Genomic DNA, 18,997 nt, shown 5'->3' on the forward strand with positions numbered 1-18,997 from the left:
ATGTGCAGATTGGAATGAAAGCGTTTTATCCGATGGACGGACACATCCAGGCAGTTCGACCTTCATCTGAACCATCGAAGGGCCTACAGTAGAGAGAAACTGGACAGGACAAGGCGTGGAGCAAATCATCGCTAACAAGAGGAGGGAATTAGGTAGATTTTATCGGAATCATATCCAGAGATTAAGAGGGCGCGGCGGCAGAACTGTCGCCCGGCTTGGGACGGCTTCTTCCGGAGATGACGATCGTGGAGAAGCAAACTGAAGATTGGAATGATATCCAAAACATAATCGGGAGGCATAACAGAGTGACAGTGATACGTAAACTTAGGCGAATACATCGCTCTACAACCATTTTATTGGTGTTTATTATGGTATTTGCGAGCTTTGCAAGCTTGAACTTCAACATGCAGACCGCTCATGCAGCGGTACCGGCTAACCGCACCGATGTTCTGTCTCCGGCGTTGAGGAGTAATCTGACCACTGATAATGTGACCGTTACTTTCACCAACGCGACGGGCGCGACGGCCAAAGTCTGGAGCCAGAAGCAGCCTTCGGATCCTAGCCAGATCAATACGAATGGCACCAAGGATCTGGTGGCGGACGTGACCTTGGCGAACGGCGCCGGCAGCTTCGTATTCCCGGCCAGCCAGTTCCCCAAGGGCCCAATCGCCATTCGCATCGATGTCTACAACGCACAAAACAACCTTGTAGACACAGCCTACGCCCAGTACTATAACACGGTAGGCGTGGCGTGGAAGACAGGGCTCAATGAAGCTCCGGTCAACCCCGTGACCCAGGGCATGAGCATCACCTATGCGGATGATTTCAAATCCATGCCCGCCCTGTCCGTTGCCGGCAACGGTAGGGGTTCCAGCGCGCAAAACACCGCCATCGCTGCCGACGCGGCTCACTCCTATGCGACCCGCAAGGTAGATGAGGCCAGAGGCGGAATGTTTGGCTGGTCCTATTTTGCCGACCATGACGGCAGCAAGTACGATCCATTTTCTCTGGTCGATAATGAGTATATGAAGCTCACCACCACGTACTGGCCGGAGGGCAACGTCCCTGGCGCATCCAATTATTGGGGCCAGAAGTCCACGACAGGCTATCTGTCCAGCTTGGGGCAGGATGGTTCGGGCTTCCACACCTCCGGCGGTCACAACCAGTATTTCGAGGCTCGTATGTTCGTCGGTCCTAACCCGGCTCACTGGCCTGCTTTTTGGCTGCTGACCTCCAACGGTGCGGTGGGCTCCGACGGCTCGCTGTCCCCGGTTTTCGGCACGCCAACCGATGAGCTTGATATCAACGAAAGCTACCTGGGTACGCCTGACGGCTATCAAACCACTACTCATCAGTGGAACTACAGTACCGGCAAGAACGCGGGCACATGGAATAACATCGACACGCCCGCCTGGTCCAACATCAACATTGCCATGGGCTTCCACACCTTCGGCTTGCTGGTCACGGAGCAGACGACGACGTACTATTTTGACAACATTCCTGTGTTCACTACGCCTACAACAGAAGTGAGCTGGGAAAAAGGCAGCTACTTCATTTTTAACGGCGGCTTGTCCGACCATTTCGGTATTCCGCAAGAAGGCGCGGACACCTTCGGTTCGGATCAACAGCCGATGGGCTTCACCCGCTACGGCAATTCCGCCTACGATTATATCGATTGGGTGCGCGTCTATGAGGATACCGACAACACGCCGCGGTTCGAGACGCCTCTCACATCGGTCAGCGCCTTCCCCGGCGACTATGTCAAGGCGAACATCAATCGCAACGCTGCCGCGCAGGCTGTTGCCGGCACTTACAACGTAACCTTCCCTAACAATGGCTGGAAGGTGCTGGATCGGGCCACCAACGAGTTGGCTGCGGTAACCGGCACAACTGTGAACATCCCGTTCCAGGCAGGAAGCGCGCAGGATCAATTGACCTTCCTGGCTCCCGATAGTATCCCGACTGACAGCCAGGTCGTGATTGGCGTGACCTATGGCGACAATCATACGGTCTATCAGCCGGCTATTACGATCAAGCTGATCACTGAGAGCGATCGGGGCACCCTGGTTGATGTCAACCGCGCCACCTATCCTTTCCGCGCCACCGGCGGCGCCGGTGCAGGCAGTTGGAACAGCTATGATGCGTCCGCCAACGAGAAGAACTATTTCACCTTCGTCAAGGGCAATTGGTGGAACGACGGTTGGTCCTGGATGTATGACGATGCGACCAATGCCGGCACGGTGAAGTTCAACTTCCACGGCAACAGCTTCGAGCTGGACGTCACGAACGGCCCCGAGGGCTGGCCGGTCACCGTTTCGGTAGACGGCGCAAACACGCAAACCTATGACACCCACGCCGCTGCCACGGCCAACGCCGTTGCCTATACCTGGTCGGACCCGACGGGGCAGGATCAGGATCACGTGGTAACTATCCAAGAAGCGGGGGGCGCGTCCACCGGCCGCTACACCCGACTGAGCAATTTCAAGTATTGGTACCACGAAGACAACTCGGTTCCGAAGTATACCTTGGAAAATAATTATTACCAGGTATCTCCGGACGGTCCGATCAAGCCGGGCGATATCATTCATATTCTGGTGGATCGCAATGCCGCTTCCGGCTCCACTTACGGCGACTATGGCATCTCCTTGCCCAGCTATCCGAATGGGTACCAGGTTATCGCCAGTTCTTCTCCGGTTATGCGGCCCGTGGACGACATTCAGATTCAGGTCCCGTCCGATTCGTCCTGGCGGGGCGTGACGGATACGATCACGATCACGCCTCCGCAGGGTTCGGGCGTGACGAAGCCGCTCAAGGTTACGGTGAAGTCGCCTGATCCTGCAGAGGCGCCGGCCATTACCGGGGACCAGGTGAAGCATATCAATAGCGCCACCTACCCTTATGTGAATACGAGCGGGGGGAACAACGGTCCGTGGGCCAATGACTGGCCGAACAATCCGGGCTTTGATACGAGCACGCAGCCCTCATACTTCACCTTCGCTGGCGGCTGGTGGTCGGATAATTTCGCCTGGATGTATACAAACGCCCAGGCCGGCCAGCACGTGGACTTCAAATTTACCGGCGACGCGGTAGCGCTGTCCGTCGATTATCAGAGCGAGGGCGCTCCGTTTACCGTCTATTTGGACGGCGCGCCTCAGGGCAACTATGACTCCAAAGGAAATACGCCTAACCTGCGTGTGTTCAGCGCCAGCGGTCTGACGACATCGGAGCATACGCTGCGTGTAGAAGCGACCGGGACAGGCGTCTTGAAGATCGCCGGGGTCGATTTTAACGAGACGGCGTCCACCGTTCAAGGCACGTTGACCAAGGTCAATGCCGATACCTATCCGGGCAACGGCCAAGGTCATTGGTCTCAAGTGCAAACGGGCACCTACTTCACGAACCTGAACGGCGGTTGGTGGCGAGACGGCACCTGGATGTACACGGCCGGCGACGCTTCGCTGGACTTCAAATTCACGGGAACGGAAGTATCGATTTACGGCAGCAAGATGAACACGTCCGGCACGGTCCAGTTTTTCGTTGACGGCACGCTGGCCTCCACCGTCAATGTCAACAGTCCTAACGCATCCTGGCCAGGCGCCGAGCACACCTTGCTGTTCCGACAGGCCGGTCTGCAAGCCGGACCGCATATTGTCACAGTCAAATATTTCGCGCTCAGCCCGTCGCAATTGCCTGCCGGAGAGGACCGCAGCTATTTGAAACTGGATGAGTTCGCTTATATGTATGTTCCTGTGACGGCTCAGTTCACCGCGCCAGCTTCTGTCAACGGTACGCAGGGGCAGGATTTGGCCATTCCGATCACACGCAATGACTCGGCTCAGGAACTGTCCGGCTACTATAAAGTCACCTTGCCTGATGGCTTCGCTGCCCTCGCCAATGTGAACTTCGCGGCTGATAGCTCTGAAGATCACATTACAGTAACGGTGCCTGCGGACTATAGCAGCACCAAGGGCGTCATTAAGGTCACGCCAGTATCGAACGGTCTTAACTATCCGGTCATGACGATCGCGGTCAATACGCCACTGTTGCCGCCGAGCAACATCGTCTCCTTGACGGATCCGTCGTTGTACCGCTCGACTATCAGCGGCAATACGACGCTGCAGTTTGTAGCGCTGGGCGGCTACACATCGGCTAAAGCGCAAGTGATCCATGCGCCGGACGCTGCTCACCCCGATACCCACGGCTATCTCGTAGAGGTGGGGCCGGTCAGCCTGAATCAGAACGGGATCGGCTCCGTCACCATCAACGCCGATCAGATGCCGCATGGTCCGGTCAGCGTCAGAGTCGTAGCCTCCACGCCAGCCGGCAAGACGGCCGATGGCTACTTCAACTTCTGGAACAGCGGCGGTCAGGATTGGAACGTCGGTCTGCCTGCCGACAGCATTCTGCCCGCTGTGGCTCAGGGCAAAGGCTTGCATACCGTCTTTGCGGACGACTTCAACACCATGCCTTCTATCAGCTACACCGGCAGCGGCACGACCTACGCTGCTCACAAGCCGGACTACCAGGATTATGGCGAAGCGCTGTTCGCCAACCCGAACTCGGCCTATAATCCATTCAGCCAGGCGGAGAGCTATTTAAGGATTACGACCACGAAGTACGATCAGAAACTGCCGAAATCGGTGGACTACTACGAGCGGAATTTCTCTACGGGATTCCTCTCCAGCGCCCATGACGATGGCAGCGGTTTCTGGACAAACGGCAATCGCGATCAGTATTTTGAAGTTCGGATGTTCTTCCCGGCCAACCCGTCTCAGTGGCCTGCATTCTGGACAATGTCCAACTTCAATAACCATGCCGGTCATGCCGGCGCCGACGAGTTGGATATCAATGAAACTTGGCTGCCTTCCGTCGGTTACCAGGTGAATACGCATCAGTGGAACTACGAGACCGGTCTGGGCGGCACCTTGGGCACCATCGACACCGAGGCGATCACCGCTCCCGGCGTAGGCAACGTCATGATGGGCTTCCATACGTACGGTGTCTATATCGCCAAGGATTTCACTTACTATTACTTCGACGGCGAGCAAGTGGGTCGGGAGAAAACCTTGCCACTGTCCTATCGGGACGGCAATTTCTTCATGATTAACAACGCGATCACCAATTCCGGCGCTTATCCGGAAGGGTATGGCTTCGAGCGTTACGGCAACAAGTCGGATATGTATGTGGACTATGTGCGCGTGCTGGAAGGTCCGATTCAGACCGATCCGCTGTTTAATCTGAACTATGACAATCTGGGCACCGCATCAGTAGCTCCAGGCCAAAATGTGTCGATCAAGATCGACCGCGACAATAACGCGGCAGTGAACATGGCCGGTCAGTATCAGGTCAGCATGCCGGACGGCTGGACGGTCGTCTCCGGCGGCACCTTCGCCGCAGGCGCTTCCACGGATACCCTCGTGCTGCATGTGCCCGACAGCTACGTGCGCACCTCCGACAGTGTCAGCATTCAGCCTGCGGACGGCGCGGGTCATCCGGTGCAGAATCAGGCCCCGCTCGTCGTTCCGGTAAAAAATACCGATGACAGCTTCGGCGTGTCCATCTATCCGGTGTACAATGCCGCAACTCTGAGTTGGGATGCCGATGTATCCTTCACCAACAAGAAAGCGAGCGCTACGTTCGCTCCCGGTCAAGTGACGGTCAAGGATAGCGGCGGCACGGTCATTGGCACGGCCTCCTTTGGCCAACTGTTGCCGGGCGCTACCCAAAAAGTAGTCATCCCGAACGTGCCGATCAGCACGATGACGCTGACGAGCCTGGTCTTCGAGATCACCCGCGAAGACGGCTATATCAAGGACGTCGATCGGCCAATGAGCGGGCTGACGATTCCGAAGACCGACGGAGCTATTAATGTCAGCCAGCCTTTCGACGCCAGCCAGTGGGACAACGCGTCGAAGGTTCATCTGGGAGAGGAGCAGTATACCAATGCAGGCGCCGCTTATCCCGGTGAGGACAATTTCTCGCTGAATCAGTATGTCAAGTGGGATAGCAACTACCTGTACATCGCCGCGGCAGTCAAGGACAGCGCTCATGTCAACACGGCCAATAGCGGTCTTGATGCGTGGGGCTTCGACAGCATCCAGCTCTCCTTCGACCCGACCAGAGCCGGCGGTTTCAGCTCCGGTAAGGAACACCTGCGCTACACGGGAGGCTTGCTGCCGACCGGTTCGGCTCTGGGCAACGAAACCGGCGGAATGAACCCGAACATCAAGTACAATTTCTACCGGGATGCGGACACGAAGACGACGTACTACCTGATGGCCTTCCCTTGGAGCAACTTCGGGATCACGAATCCGTCTGCTGACGGTACCGACCTGGGCTTCACGCTGCTGGTGAACAATAACAACGGCTTTGGCCGCACCGGCTGGCTGAGCTACATGTATGGGATTGCCACAGGCAAAAATCCGTATCAGTTCGGCGATCTGATTCTGACGGATCTTACGTCGCTCCCGTCTTCGCCTGATGCCGTGGCGCCTGTGACGACGGCTCATCTATCCCCGGAACAGCCGGACGGTCAGAACGGAGGGTACGTACATCCGGTAACGATCACTTTGACTGCGACGGACGATGCGTCAGGGGTGAAGAAGACGGAATACAGCCTGAACGGCGGTTCAACATGGGCGACGTATTCCACACCTGTCACGATTAATCAGAACGGCGAGTACACCTTCCAGTATCGTTCGACAGATAAAGCTGGCAATGTGGAGAACGTTAAGTCGGTAACCGTCAAGCTCGAGTTGACGGCTCAGATCGTGGCGACGCCGACGTTCAGCCCTGCTGCGGGAACGTACACGTCCGCGCAGTCGGTAACGATCAGCACGGCAACGTCCGGCGCTGCGATCCGCTACACGACGGACGGCAGCACGCCGACAAGCTCGTCGACGCTGTACACAGGCGCGATCAACGTCGCGTCGACGCAGACCATTAAAGCAATCGCGCTGAAGTCGGGCATGACCGACTCGGCTGTCGCGACGGCTGCGTATACGATCGGCGGACAACAGCAAGTAGCAACGCCGACGTTCAGCCCTGCTGCGGGAACGTACACGTCCGCGCAGTCGGTAACGATCGGCACGGCAACGTCCGGCGCTGCGATCCGCTACACGACGGACGGCAGCACGCCGACAAGCTCGTCGACGCTGTACACGGGAGCGATCAACGTCGCGTCGACGCAGACCATTAAAGCAATCGCGCTGAAGTCGGGCATGACCGACTCGGCGGTCGCGACGGCTGCGTATACGATCAACAGCGTGACAACCGGAGGTACCGTGCAGCAATCGCAAATGACGGCGACGGCGAGCAGCTTCGAATCGACGGATGCCTACAAACCGGCGTCTTACGTCATCGACGGCGACAGCGACACGTTCTGGGACAGCCAATACTCGACGATGTTGCCGCTGCCGCAGTATGTTACGCTTGATCTGGGCGGCACCTACAACGTCAATCAGGTAAGATACTTGCCGAGGTCGGGGAACGCGAACGGACGAATTCTGACCTACAACGTCTACGTCAGCTCCGACGGCGTCAACTTCACCAAGGTCGTGAGCAACGGCACCTGGGCGAACGACGAGACCGAGAAGAGCGCGACGTTCGCCGCGACGAGCGCCAGTTATGTCCGGCTCGAGGCGCTGACGTCGGCCGCGGTCAATGCTTGTATCGCAGAATTGAACGTGGACTATGCAGGAAGCGGCGGCGGGCAACAGCAGGTAGTGACGCCGACCTTCAGCCCTGCTGCGGGAACGTACACGTCCGCACAGTCGGTGACGATCAGCACGACGACATCCGGCGCTACGATCCGCTACACGACGGACGGTAGCACGCCGACAAGCGCCTCGACACTGTACACAGGCGCGATTAACGTAGCGTCGACGCAGACGATCAAGGCGATCGCGCTCAAGTCGGGCATGACCGACTCGGCTGTCGCGACGGCTGCGTATACGATCAACGAACAACAGCAGGTAGTGACGCCGACCTTCAGCCCTGCTGCGGGAACGTACACGTCCGCACAGTCGGTGACGATCAGCACGGCGACATCCGGCGCTTCGATCCGCTACACGACGGACGGAAGCACACCGACAAGCGCTTCGACGCTGTACACAGGCGCGATCAATGTCGCATCGACGCAGACGATCAAGGCGATCGCGCTCAAGTCGGGCATGACCGACTCGGCTGTCGCGACGGCTGCATACACGATCAACAGCGCCTCAACTGGAGGCACTGTGCCGCAAGCGCAAATGTCGGCGACGGCGAGCAGCGCCCAGCCGGGCGTCTACGCGGAGGCAGCTAACGCTATCGACGGAGACAGCAACACGATCTGGGACAGCCAATATTGGCCTGAACTGCCGCTGCCGCAATCGATCACGCTGAATCTGGGCGGCACCTACAACGTCAATCAGGTAAGATACTTGCCGAGGTCGGGGAACGCGAACGGACGGATCTTGACCTACAACGTCTACGTCAGCTCCGACGGCGTTAACTTCACCAAGGTCGTGAATAACGGTACCTGGGCGAATGACGAGACCGAGAAGAGTGCGACGTTCGCCGCGACGAGCGCCAGCTACATCCGGCTCGAGGCATTGACGTCGGCTGCAATCAATGCTTGTATTGCGGAACTGAACGTGGACTATGTCGGTAGCGGCGGCGGACAACAGCAGGTGGCGACGCCGACGTTTAGCCCAGCGGCCGGCACATACACATCCGTTCAGTCGGTGACGATCAGCACGGCGACATCCGGCGCTTCGATTCGCTACACGACAGATGGCAGCACGCCGACGAGCGCTTCGACACTGTACACGGGAGCGATCAACGTCGCGTCGACGCAGACGATCAAGGCGATCGCGATCAAGTCGGGCATGACCGACTCGGCGGTCGCGACGGCTGCTTATACGATCCACGGCACTGTGCAGCAATCGCAAATGACGGCAACGGCAAGCAGCTTTGAGTCAACGGATGCTTACAAACCGGCATCCTACGTCATCGACGGCGACAGCGACACGTTCTGGGACAGCCAATACTCGACGATGTTGCCGCTGCCGCAGTATGTTACGCTTGATCTGGGCGGCACCTACAACGTCAATCAGGTAAGATACTTGCCGAGGTCGGGGAACGCGAACGGACGAATTCTGACCTACAACGTCTACGTCAGCTCCGACGGCGTCAACTTCACCAAGGTCGTAAGCAACGGCACCTGGGCGAACGACGAGACCGAGAAGAGCGCGACGTTCGCCGCGACGAGCGCCAGTTATGTCCGGCTCGAGGCGCTGACATCGGCCGCGGTCAATGCTTGTATCGCAGAATTGAACGTGGACTATTAAACTGCGCAGTAACGATTAGTCTGTCAGCAAGTCTGGAATCGGCAATACTTGTGCAACCCTCCCCGTGCCGAGTCGCGGGAGGGTTGTTTCTCTGTATTGCGACTTCTCATAATATTGATACAAACCAGGTAAAGAATTTCATAAAATAGATGGAATAGGCCACCTATACTATAATTCAGAGTTACAAATGCTAATCCCCTATTAATTGATATATTATTATGAATATACGGAGGATCATACTGCGAGAGGTGAGGTAAACAGCGCATGCGGACGAAAAGCATGTTCCAGACGATAGTTCGCTATTTATTGATTCCTTACGACTTCATTGTCAAATCGCTGTATCGCAAAATATGGTTTTGCTTTTTCATCACGATAACGATTACGGTAATGGCGCTCGGTTTCGATTATTACGTCAATACCTCCGCGGACATAAAACAAAGAGCCATAGGGAATATGGAACAGCTCAGCAATCAATCCGCGTCAACGCTGGAATCCTATATGTCAAATATTAAAAACTTTTCCTGGGAATATTTTGGTGACGTGGATTTTCAGAAGTTCACCAGAAGCTTGGGCTCCGATCCCGAAACATACAGCATGTATTCCGGAAAATTCAGTCAGTTCATTCTCGATAATCCCGCCGCTGATTTTATTATGATCAGCCAACTGGACGGAAATAGTTTGAGCAATGGCAACCTTATTAAAATAGACAATCTTGATTTCAATCGATTAAAAGCCGTAGCAATTGCCAACGACGGTAAAGGCGCTTGGGTTCCTGTTCAGAACTACGATTCTAAATCCAAGCAGTACACCAATACGCTTGTTTTTACTCAAGCGATCAAGCTCATAAGCTTAAACTCGAATTTTCCCATTGTCGGAATTCTATGTATCGAGCTGTCCCCCAATTATTTAAAACGATGGCTGAGTGATATCGGCAGCGAAGAGCAGGGACAATACGCGCTGGTCGATTCCGAGGACGGTACAATTATGCTTTCGTCCGACGAGCAAAGAATAGGAACCCGATTAGAAGGAATGACAGATCTTTATAAACTTGGCTACAACGTGTCGTCCAGATATCGTTTCGGAGATGATCAGGGCGTTCAGACGTTGTTTGTGTCCCACAAATTGGACAAAACGTCATGGGTGCTTGTCGGAAAAGTTCCTCTGCGAACACTGCTTAGACAAGTAAATGATCTTGCAAAACGAACGATCCTGATCGGCGTCGCCTGTCTGTTGGGGGCGATGATGATTGCCAGTCTGCTCGCCTCCAAAATCATTACGCCGCTCAAGCTGCTCAAAAAGGGCATCGTCTCGATCGAAAATGGGGATTATCAAATTGCCGTTCCCGTTCGCTCGAAGGATGAGATCGGTTTTTTCATCCGTCGATTCAATCAGATGGCCCATGAAATCAACATGCTTATCGTCAAAGTTTACGAGGCGGATTTGGTCAAAAAAGATGCGGAAATCAAATCGCTGCAATCCCAAATCAACCCTCATTTTCTATACAACGCGCTCGGTATGATCGATAGCCTCGCCGCTTTGCACGAAGATGACCGGATCAGTCTGATCAGCTCCTCGTTGGCCAAGATGTTCCGCTACAATATAAGCGCCGGCCATATGTCCACACTGCAAGCAGAAATTCGTCAACTGGAAATCTATTTGTACATCCAGCAGATCCGGTTCACGGATCGGTTGCGATATTCGGTCGCCGTAGAGGAAGGGTTGCACGCCATTCTTATTCCAAAGCTGCTCTTGCAACCCATGGTGGAGAACAGTTTTGTGCATGCGATCGACCATATGGCCTCCGGCGGCGAAATTCGCATTCGGGCATCAAGTGTATCGGATACCGATGCAGTCATTACGGTATGGAACAATGGGCCAGTCATCGAACCCCACAGACTTAAGGCGCTTCAGGAAATGCTGTGGCAATGCCATCAGCAGAATTACGTCAATAACACGGCTTCGTCGATTGGTTTGTTTAACGTTCAGTATCGGATCAAACTGGTGTTCGGAAGCGATTACGGTATAACGATTCAAAGCGACGAGGAGCAGGGAACAACAATTACGATTCGCGTGAAAAAAATATGCGTGGAGGAATCGCCTGATGAAGCTGATGATCGTGGATGACGAGCAATTGATGCGGCAAGGAATCATAAAAAAAGTTCAAATGTCAGGACTTCCTTTGACAATCGTCGCAGAAGCCGGGGACGGGGCTGCGGCGCTTCATAAATTGGACGAAGCGAAACCGGATATCGTCATTACCGACATCAGAATGCCCGTAATGGACGGGTTGGTCTTCATAAGTGAAGCCTTGTTGACGAATCCTGGACTTCAGTTTATCGTCATCAGCGGCTACGGGGAGTTCGAACATGCCCAGAAAGCGATTCGTTACGGCGTCACGGATTATTTGCTCAAGCCGGTGGAGAGGGAGGAACTGAAGGAAAGTTTGGCGCGCATCATCGACAAAATTGAAAAAAGACGCCAACAGTCCTCGCTCGGAGAGCAGCTCAAGCATTTGCAAAATAATAACCAAGAGACACTTCGTCAACAAATGCTCAGCAAATTCATCCAATACGGCGCGGAAGGAACAGAAAGCGCGGCCGCACGGGACGAAAAATTATCAGTCATGAAATTAAATTGTAGTCATTTTATCGCCGTAGTTTTCGAGTTGGCGCCTTTGAAGCTGCCGCATTTATCCTTTCGTCAGGAAGACGAAAAACTTCTCTGGTTTGCCGTCAAAAATATAATTTCGACAGCGCTGGAATCGACGGACCAAGAAGGGGTTCTGTTCAGACACGTCATGCACGAGAACGAGTTGGTGTACGTGTTTGGAAGCCAGATTCCTGTTAAAAGCGAAGTTCTCAATCAGGAGCTTAACGAAATCATGGATGGAATCGTTCGTCATCTGAAGCTTAAGGTGTCGATCGGATGCGGGGCCGCTGTTCATCGGATGGATGGGATTCAACAATCGTACCAGCAAGCCAGGCAAGCGCTGCGCAATAGAATCCTTTATGGCTGGAACCGGATTTACATGGCTGCATCCGAGCACGGCAAAGCCGAGCTTCATTCCGTCATCACGGAGGAAGACGAAGCGCTGCTGCTCCGCTGCTTGAGCGAATGCAACTCAGGAGTGCTGAACAAATGGATCGACCGGAAGGTAGAGGCGATTGCCGCTGGCGAACAGGTTTCGTTTACCCATCTGGAAAGCTTTTGCCTCGAATTCCACCTGCTGCTGCGCAAATATTTGCTTACGCAGACGAGTATTCCGGAATGGGTAATTGGAGAGCTGGACGATTTGCTGAAGTGGTTGCATGAGCTGAACGATTGGCGGGACATCCCGGAACAGCTCAAGGAAATGCTTCAAAATATTATTGGACACTTGTTCAAGCTGCGTCATTCGTCGGAGTACACCGTTATTGACGAAGTCAAGCGATATATCGATGCCAATCTGAACGAGCAGATCAGCCTCCAGACGATCGCCGAACGATTTTTTTTCCATCCGAGCTACTTTTCCAGACGGTTTAAAGAGCGGTTTGGCGAAAGCTTCGTCAACTACTTGACGGCGGCACGGATTCGCAAATCCGAGCAGCTTTTGCATGAGCCAAATTTGCAAATCCAGCAAGTAGCCGAATTGGTCGGTTTTCAGGATGCCGCCTATTTCAGCAGCGTCTTTCGCAAATCAACCGGAATGACTCCGAATCAGTACCGCAGCAAAGCATCCTCATCATCCGGACAGGATGAGGCATGATCTGTTTTCGTCGGCTTTTCGTCGTATTTGTTGCGCCTGTCGAAACGACTTCAGTCCTTTTGGGACATCGAAGTCGTTTTTACTTTGGACTGAAGCTGCAGAAAGCTATCAAAACCAATAGACGACGCAAAGGTAAAGATATTCATATTGTACAAGTGCGTATTTTCCATTATCAATTATTCTTGATTCTTTTAAGATTGAATTGTAACAAAAACTTATTCAATTATTCAGGAGGTATCACATGGAAGAACGTGGGGGTTTTTACAAATCAGTTACTGCAATTGTGGTTGCCGCATCGCTGGTCGCTCTGACTGCTTGCAACTCAGGGGACACCAAAAAATCGGATGCTTCGGCAACGCCGAGCGAGTCTTCGACAAGCTCATCCCAAAGTGCGCCAAGCAGCGAGTCGGCTAGCCCGTCGGAAGATCCGGTCGTCGAGATCACGGCTTGGGATTTGCAGCCTGCGGATTCTCCGATCAAGGCGCTGAAGGACGCTCAATTCGAGGCATTCGAGAAGCTTCACCCGAACATTAAAGTGACGCACATCGATAACAGCCAATCGAACGGACGCGAGAAGTTTCTGACGGCGGTAGCCGGCGGCGAAGGTCCTGACATCTCCGAGCCTGCATTCCCGGATATGCAGGTCTATATTCAAAAGGGAATTGCCGCCGACATAACGGATCTGATCAACAGTTCGCCTGAAAAGGACAGATTTATCGACGGCTCCTTCGATCTGGCTACCAAGAACGGCAAAATTTACGGTATTCCGGATTACATGTATTCGACCGGCCTTCTCTATAACAAGAAGCTGTTTAAAAACGCCGGCATCGACCATCCTCCTGCAACATGGGAAGAATTCGCGACAACCGCGCAGACGCTGCAAGAGAAAAATCCGGGAACCGTCGGCTTCGATATTCTCGGCATGGACTGGGCCGACTGGCACTTCGAGTATTATGTGTGGCAAGCGGGCGGAGACCTGACAGAGCTTCAGCCGGATGGAACGGTGAAGCTGCAATTCACGTCTGAAGCGTCGGTTAAAGCGCTTCAATACTACAAAGACCTGAAGTGGAAATATAAAGTAACGCAGAAGAACGTTGTTCAGGACTACCCGGAAAATCAAAAGGACTTCTACACCGGCCATTCCGCTATGATTTTGGGCGGTTCGAGCATTTCGGATTTTACCGGCAAAGGCATGGATCCGAACGATATCGGCTTCGCTCCGTTCCCTGTCGGTCCTTCCGGAAAAGCCCCCTCGCAAGTCGGCGGAGCCTTCTATATGGTCAATGCGAAGTCGTCGCCTGAAAAACAAAAAGCGGCCTTCATCTACGCGATGTTCTTCATGTCGAAAGAGCAGCAAGAATATTTCGCCCAGTTCTATCAGGATAACGGTCTCGGCCTCAATCCGCTTACGGTTGTCAAAGATCTCGATGTAACCAAATACATCAAGGATGTGCCGGCCGACTTTGTGGCAGCGGTTCAAAAAGCGGCTGCAGATCCTCATCTTGAGTACTATCTGAAAAGCAGCCTGAGCTCGTATCTCGTCAAGCCGATTCAAAAGATATTGCTGGACCCCAATGCGGATCCGGCTTCAGAGCTTCAGAAGGCACAGGTGCTTGCGCAAAAAGAAGTCATCGACAAATATAATCAAGACGTCCTGTCCGGATCAGCTCAATAAGTTTTCCGTAAAGAAGACGTCGGGATTTCCATTTCGGAAATCCCGACATTTATGCATAAGGCGGTGTGAAAATGGAGAACCAACTGAAGCTGCAGCTGCCCGAGACAAATCAGAAGCGCTCGCGCATAAGGAAAAAAATACGCTGGACGCCCATCCTATTCTTGCTGCCATCGATCATTGTTTTTTTCGTATTCAAGTATTATCCCATTTTCGATGCGATTTATATCAGCTTGTTCAATTACGATATCATTAATCCGCCGGGCAAATTTATAGGCTTCGGAAACTATGAAGAGTTTTTGAGCTCGCATACGTTCTGGCTGGCCATGAAAAATACGTTCATATTTTTCATCCTTTCCTTGGCCCTTGTATTCTGGGTACCCATCGTGCAAGCTGTTTTTTTGAGCAATATTCGTCGCTTCAACGGCTTTTATCGCGTTTTGTATCAGATTCCGAGCGTATTGCCGGTAGTGGCCGGCGTATTGCTCTGGAAATGGATGTACAATCCTGACCGCGGCTTGTTTAACTATTTACTCGGGAAAATCGGACTTGGTCCATACGGCTGGCTTAACGATTTGCACATGACCAAGCTGGCCATCGTACTGCCTGGTTTTTTTGCCAGCGGAGGGGTCGGGGTGCTGCTCTATTATGCGGCGATCCAATCGATTTCATCGGAAATATTTGAAGCTGCGAAGATTGACGGCTGCGGACCTTGGCGCCGAATCGGAATGATTATATTGCCGAACATTTCGTTCGTCATTCTGATTCAGTTCATCGGATTTATGTCCGGCGTTCTGCTATCGTTTGATAATATCTTTGTTATGACGCAAGGGGGGCCGGCTGACGCTTCTCTCGTAGTCGCGCTGATGATTCAGAAGACGGCCTTTGTGCAATCGAGGTTTGGCATATCGGCGGCTCTGTCCTTCTTTATGTTTATTGTCATCGCCATACTTACGGTCATACAATTTCGGCTGCAGAGAGAGGAGGACTGAACAGGATGGAGAGAAACCGGATTGTCGAACAAGGCCAACGCAAACTGTCAGTCACTTCTTATGTCGTTACAATTGTATTTCTTATTTTGGGGCTTCTGCCTTTGGTGTGGCTGTTTATTACGTCAATCATGGATAATGAATCCATCGACTCCTTTACGCCCAAGTTTGTTCCCAAAGTGCCCCATTCCATCTCCATTACGCTCGACTATTCGGGTATGAACAATAATGATGCAAAGTTCTATGAGAAGGACGCGATGAAGGCGACCTGGTTTCCATGGATGGCCAATATGCGGGAAAATATCGGAGAGATCACGGTAACGGGTGTAAAGGATGGGCATGAATTGTACCGGGCCAAGACGACCGCCGCCCAGTTTTATGTCGGACAGCCGTTCATCGTTCCTACTCAGGTGTTCAACGACAGCATTATGAGCCACAGGCTTCCGCAAATCGAAGAACGCAAGCTGTCGAAATTTACGTGGTACGGGCAGGGAGATACGATTGCGATCGGCGGCGCGAAAATCTCGAACGAACCGCTAAGTCAACAACTGACGGCTTTCTTTGGCGAGAAAAAGATACTGGACGGAAAAATCGTCGAACTGCAGCAATCGCACAATTGGCGGCGTCTTTTCGACAGCTACCGGAGCCTTAATTTTCTGGCTACTCAGTCGGCCGGCCACTTCGGATTTTATCAATATTTTATTAACAGCTTCATTGTTTGCGTCGGCGTAATCGCCTGGCAGCTTGTCTTGGGCGGAATGGGAAGCTACGCGATGTCGCAGCTTGTGGCGAGCAAAAAAATTCGCTTTTCGCTTCTGATGTACTTCCTGGCCACGATTATGATCCCTGGGGTATCTATTCTGATTCCGCAATATTTGCTCATGCAGAAGCTGAATCTGATCGACAGCCTATGGGCGATCATGCTGCCGCACTTTGCCTGGGGCTTTGTCATGTATTTGTTCAAAGGCTTTTTCGACCAGCTTCCGAAGGAGCTGTTGCAGGCGGCTCGGGTCGACGGGGCCAACGAGTTCTGGACGTTCGTCCGAATCGTCATTCCGATGTCGATTCCTGTATTCACGATTGTAGCCGTTCTAACCTTCATTCCGGTCTGGAACGATTTTCTGTGGCCTTACGTTGTCACCAAGGATCAGCATTACTGGACGTTTACGGTCGCGCTGAACGATCTGCAAAACAGCAAAAATCCGCGGCCCAACTGGATTAGCGCCAGCGGCGTCATCTCCATGATTCCGTTGATGATCGTTTTTGTAAGCACCCAGGGAGCGATCGAGAAGGGCATCAGCTTTAGCGGTGTCAAAGGCTGATTTTGATCTGTATCCGACTATCAGGAGGAAATTCAATGAAAATTACAAAGTATATGGCTCCGCGGACATTGATTGTGGAAGACGTAGACAGTGCTCTTCTGAAGCCGAATGAAGTGCGCGCGCAAAGCATTTTGTCGGCGGTCAGTCATGGATCTGAAATGAACGTATATCGCGGCATCGCCCCATTTTTCAGGCGCAAGCAAGACCCGGAGTTTCGTCTCTTTGAAGACGCAGGCGAGGAAGAGACATGGCAATATCCTATCCGCAGCTGCGATCCGGGCGTCTGGTATATGGGCTATTCGAATGTCGGTCGAGTCATCGAAGTTGGACAAGAAGTGACGTCGATCCAAGTCGGCGACATCATCTATGCCCACGCGCCCCATCAATCGCACATTATCAAGCCGGCGGATGAAGTGGTGAAGCTGCCGGATCAGATTAAACCGGAGCAAGCGATCTTCTTCACGAATTTGATGACGACTTATAACGGTATCCTGGATTCCTCGATCAAGCTTGGCGATACCGTCGTCGTAATGGGATTGGGCGTTCTGGGCCAAATGCTGGCGCAGATGGCGAAGCTGTCAGGGGCGTTCCAGGTCATCGGCGTCGATCTGTTCGAGAGGCGGCTGAAAACCGCTAAAGCGAACGGAGCGGATTACGTCTTCAATCCGCAAACAACCGCCGACATCGCCAAGGAAGTGCGCAAGCTGACCAACGGCAAAGGCGCGGATCTTGTGATCGAAGCGACAGGAAATCAGAAATCGCTGAAGGAAGCGATCCGGATCGCCGCGCCGGACACTACGATCACGGCGCTCGGTTGGTACCAAGGCGCGTGTACGGCGCTGGATCTGTCCGAGGAATTCCATCACAACCGGGTTACGATCCGGAGCTCGCAGACGGGAGGAATCAATCCTTCCATCCGGCATATGTACTCGGACGAAAGGAAGGTTCGACATTGCTTGCAATTGCTGGAGAAATTGAAGCTGGAGAACCTGGTCACGCATCGCTACGATCTGGAGGATATTCAATCGGCTTACGAACAAATCGACCAGGACCCGTCGGAGATTATCCAGGTGGCTATTACTTATGACCGCGTAGAAGGAGCAGAATGATGAAGTTTTCGGTTTGCGTGGATGCGGTTTATCAAGGCTATCCCTTCGAGGATAGCGTTCGTTCTGTTAAGAGGCTCGGTATGGATACCATTGAGTTCTGGACGTGGTGGGACAAAGATTTGGATTTGGTTAAACGTGTCGTAGAGGAAACGGAGATGAAGATTGCGTGCTTCTGTACGAAGTTCATCAGTCTGGTCGACCCGGCGATGCGGGATTTTTATCTATCCGGTCTGGCCGAATCAATCAACGTGGCCAAAAGGTTGAACTGCAGCAAGCTTATTACGCAAGTGGGAAATGAACGGATCGGGGGATCGAGAGCATCCCAGCAGCAGTCCTTAATCGATGGATTAAAGGCTGCGGCCAAGCTGCTGGAGGCCGAAAATATAACGCTTCTTGTGGAGCCCTTGAATACTGCGGTCGATCACCAAGGATACTTTTTGGCATCCTCCTCCGAAGCATTCGATGCAGTTAGCGCGGCGGGCAGCGACAGAGTGAAGGTATTATACGATATTTACCATCAGCAGGTCACGGAAGGGCATATTATTTCCACCATACAAGAAAATATAGAGCTGATCGGACATTTCCACGCTGCGGGCAATCCAGGACGCCATGAATTGGACAACGGCGAATTGAATTTCGAAGCGATTTTTGCTGCTATTCGGGAAACGGGTTTTGAAGGAGGGGTAGGTTTTGAGTATTTCCCGACACTCGATCCTGAAGCGGGTCTTCGACGGTGGGTTGGATAAATTGACGGTCTAATTACGCTTGACTGCAATGCGCGCTTGACCGCTTCCGGCACCCGCACCAATTACGACAAATGGAGTGAAGGTC

The 18,997-nt window shown here is 53.1% G+C and carries 8 protein-coding genes; all 8 read left to right on the top strand.

What is annotated here, in order from left to right; all coding sequences use genetic code 11:
* Window positions 1–392: 392 nt before the first annotated feature.
* The 8 genes from VQ071_RS12135 (at window position 393) to VQ071_RS12170 (ending at window position 18,912) form a co-directional block, all read left to right on the top strand.
* Window positions 393–9,329, top strand: a complete 8,937-nt coding sequence (locus tag VQ071_RS12135; protein WP_340514257.1) for a chitobiase/beta-hexosaminidase C-terminal domain-containing protein — start codon at window positions 393–395, stop codon at window positions 9,327–9,329.
* A gap of 264 nt (window positions 9,330–9,593) precedes the next feature.
* Window positions 9,594–11,453 (top strand): sensor histidine kinase, encoded by a 1,860-nt coding sequence (locus VQ071_RS12140; RefSeq protein WP_340514258.1) that lies wholly within the window; start codon window positions 9,594–9,596, stop codon window positions 11,451–11,453.
* Window positions 11,431–13,074, top strand: coding sequence for a response regulator (locus VQ071_RS12145; RefSeq protein ID WP_340514259.1), 1,644 nt, complete (start codon window positions 11,431–11,433; stop codon window positions 13,072–13,074). Before VQ071_RS12140 ends, VQ071_RS12145 begins: the two co-directional genes overlap by 23 nt.
* A 241-nt stretch (window positions 13,075–13,315) precedes the next feature.
* Window positions 13,316–14,749, top strand: a complete 1,434-nt coding sequence (locus VQ071_RS12150; protein WP_340514260.1) for an extracellular solute-binding protein — start codon at window positions 13,316–13,318, stop codon at window positions 14,747–14,749.
* Window positions 14,750–14,820: 71 nt separating this feature from the next.
* Window positions 14,821–15,738, top strand: coding sequence for a carbohydrate ABC transporter permease (locus tag VQ071_RS12155; protein WP_340514261.1), 918 nt, complete (start codon window positions 14,821–14,823; stop codon window positions 15,736–15,738).
* Window positions 15,739–15,743: 5 nt separating this feature from the next.
* Entirely contained in the window at window positions 15,744–17,057 is a 1,314-nt protein-coding gene (locus VQ071_RS12160; RefSeq protein ID WP_340514262.1) for a carbohydrate ABC transporter permease, read from the top strand.
* Between the two features lie 35 nt (window positions 17,058–17,092).
* A complete protein-coding gene (locus tag VQ071_RS12165; RefSeq protein WP_340514263.1) occupies window positions 17,093–18,166 on the top strand; it encodes a zinc-dependent alcohol dehydrogenase in 1,074 nt (357 codons plus the stop codon).
* Complete coding sequence (locus VQ071_RS12170; protein WP_340514264.1) at window positions 18,163–18,912, top strand: hydroxypyruvate isomerase family protein; 750 nt, start codon at window positions 18,163–18,165, stop codon at window positions 18,910–18,912. Before VQ071_RS12165 ends, VQ071_RS12170 begins: the two co-directional genes overlap by 4 nt.
* Window positions 18,913–18,997: the final 85 nt, after the last annotated feature.

This window comes from Cohnella sp. 56, from assembly GCF_037963805.1.
GTDB lineage: Bacteria > Bacillota > Bacilli > Paenibacillales > Paenibacillaceae > Cohnella.

Coding starts and splice junctions, on each gene's coding strand:
- VQ071_RS12165 (WP_340514263.1), top strand. CDS start 17,093: ATGAAAATTACAAAGTATATGGCTCCGCGGACATTGATTGTGGAAGAC.
- VQ071_RS12160 (WP_340514262.1), top strand. CDS start 15,744: ATGGAGAGAAACCGGATTGTCGAACAAGGCCAACGCAAACTGTCAGTC.
- VQ071_RS12140 (WP_340514258.1), top strand. CDS start 9,594: ATGCGGACGAAAAGCATGTTCCAGACGATAGTTCGCTATTTATTGATT.
- VQ071_RS12170 (WP_340514264.1), top strand. CDS start 18,163: ATGATGAAGTTTTCGGTTTGCGTGGATGCGGTTTATCAAGGCTATCCC.
- VQ071_RS12155 (WP_340514261.1), top strand. CDS start 14,821: ATGGAGAACCAACTGAAGCTGCAGCTGCCCGAGACAAATCAGAAGCGC.
- VQ071_RS12145 (WP_340514259.1), top strand. CDS start 11,431: ATGAAGCTGATGATCGTGGATGACGAGCAATTGATGCGGCAAGGAATC.
- VQ071_RS12150 (WP_340514260.1), top strand. CDS start 13,316: ATGGAAGAACGTGGGGGTTTTTACAAATCAGTTACTGCAATTGTGGTT.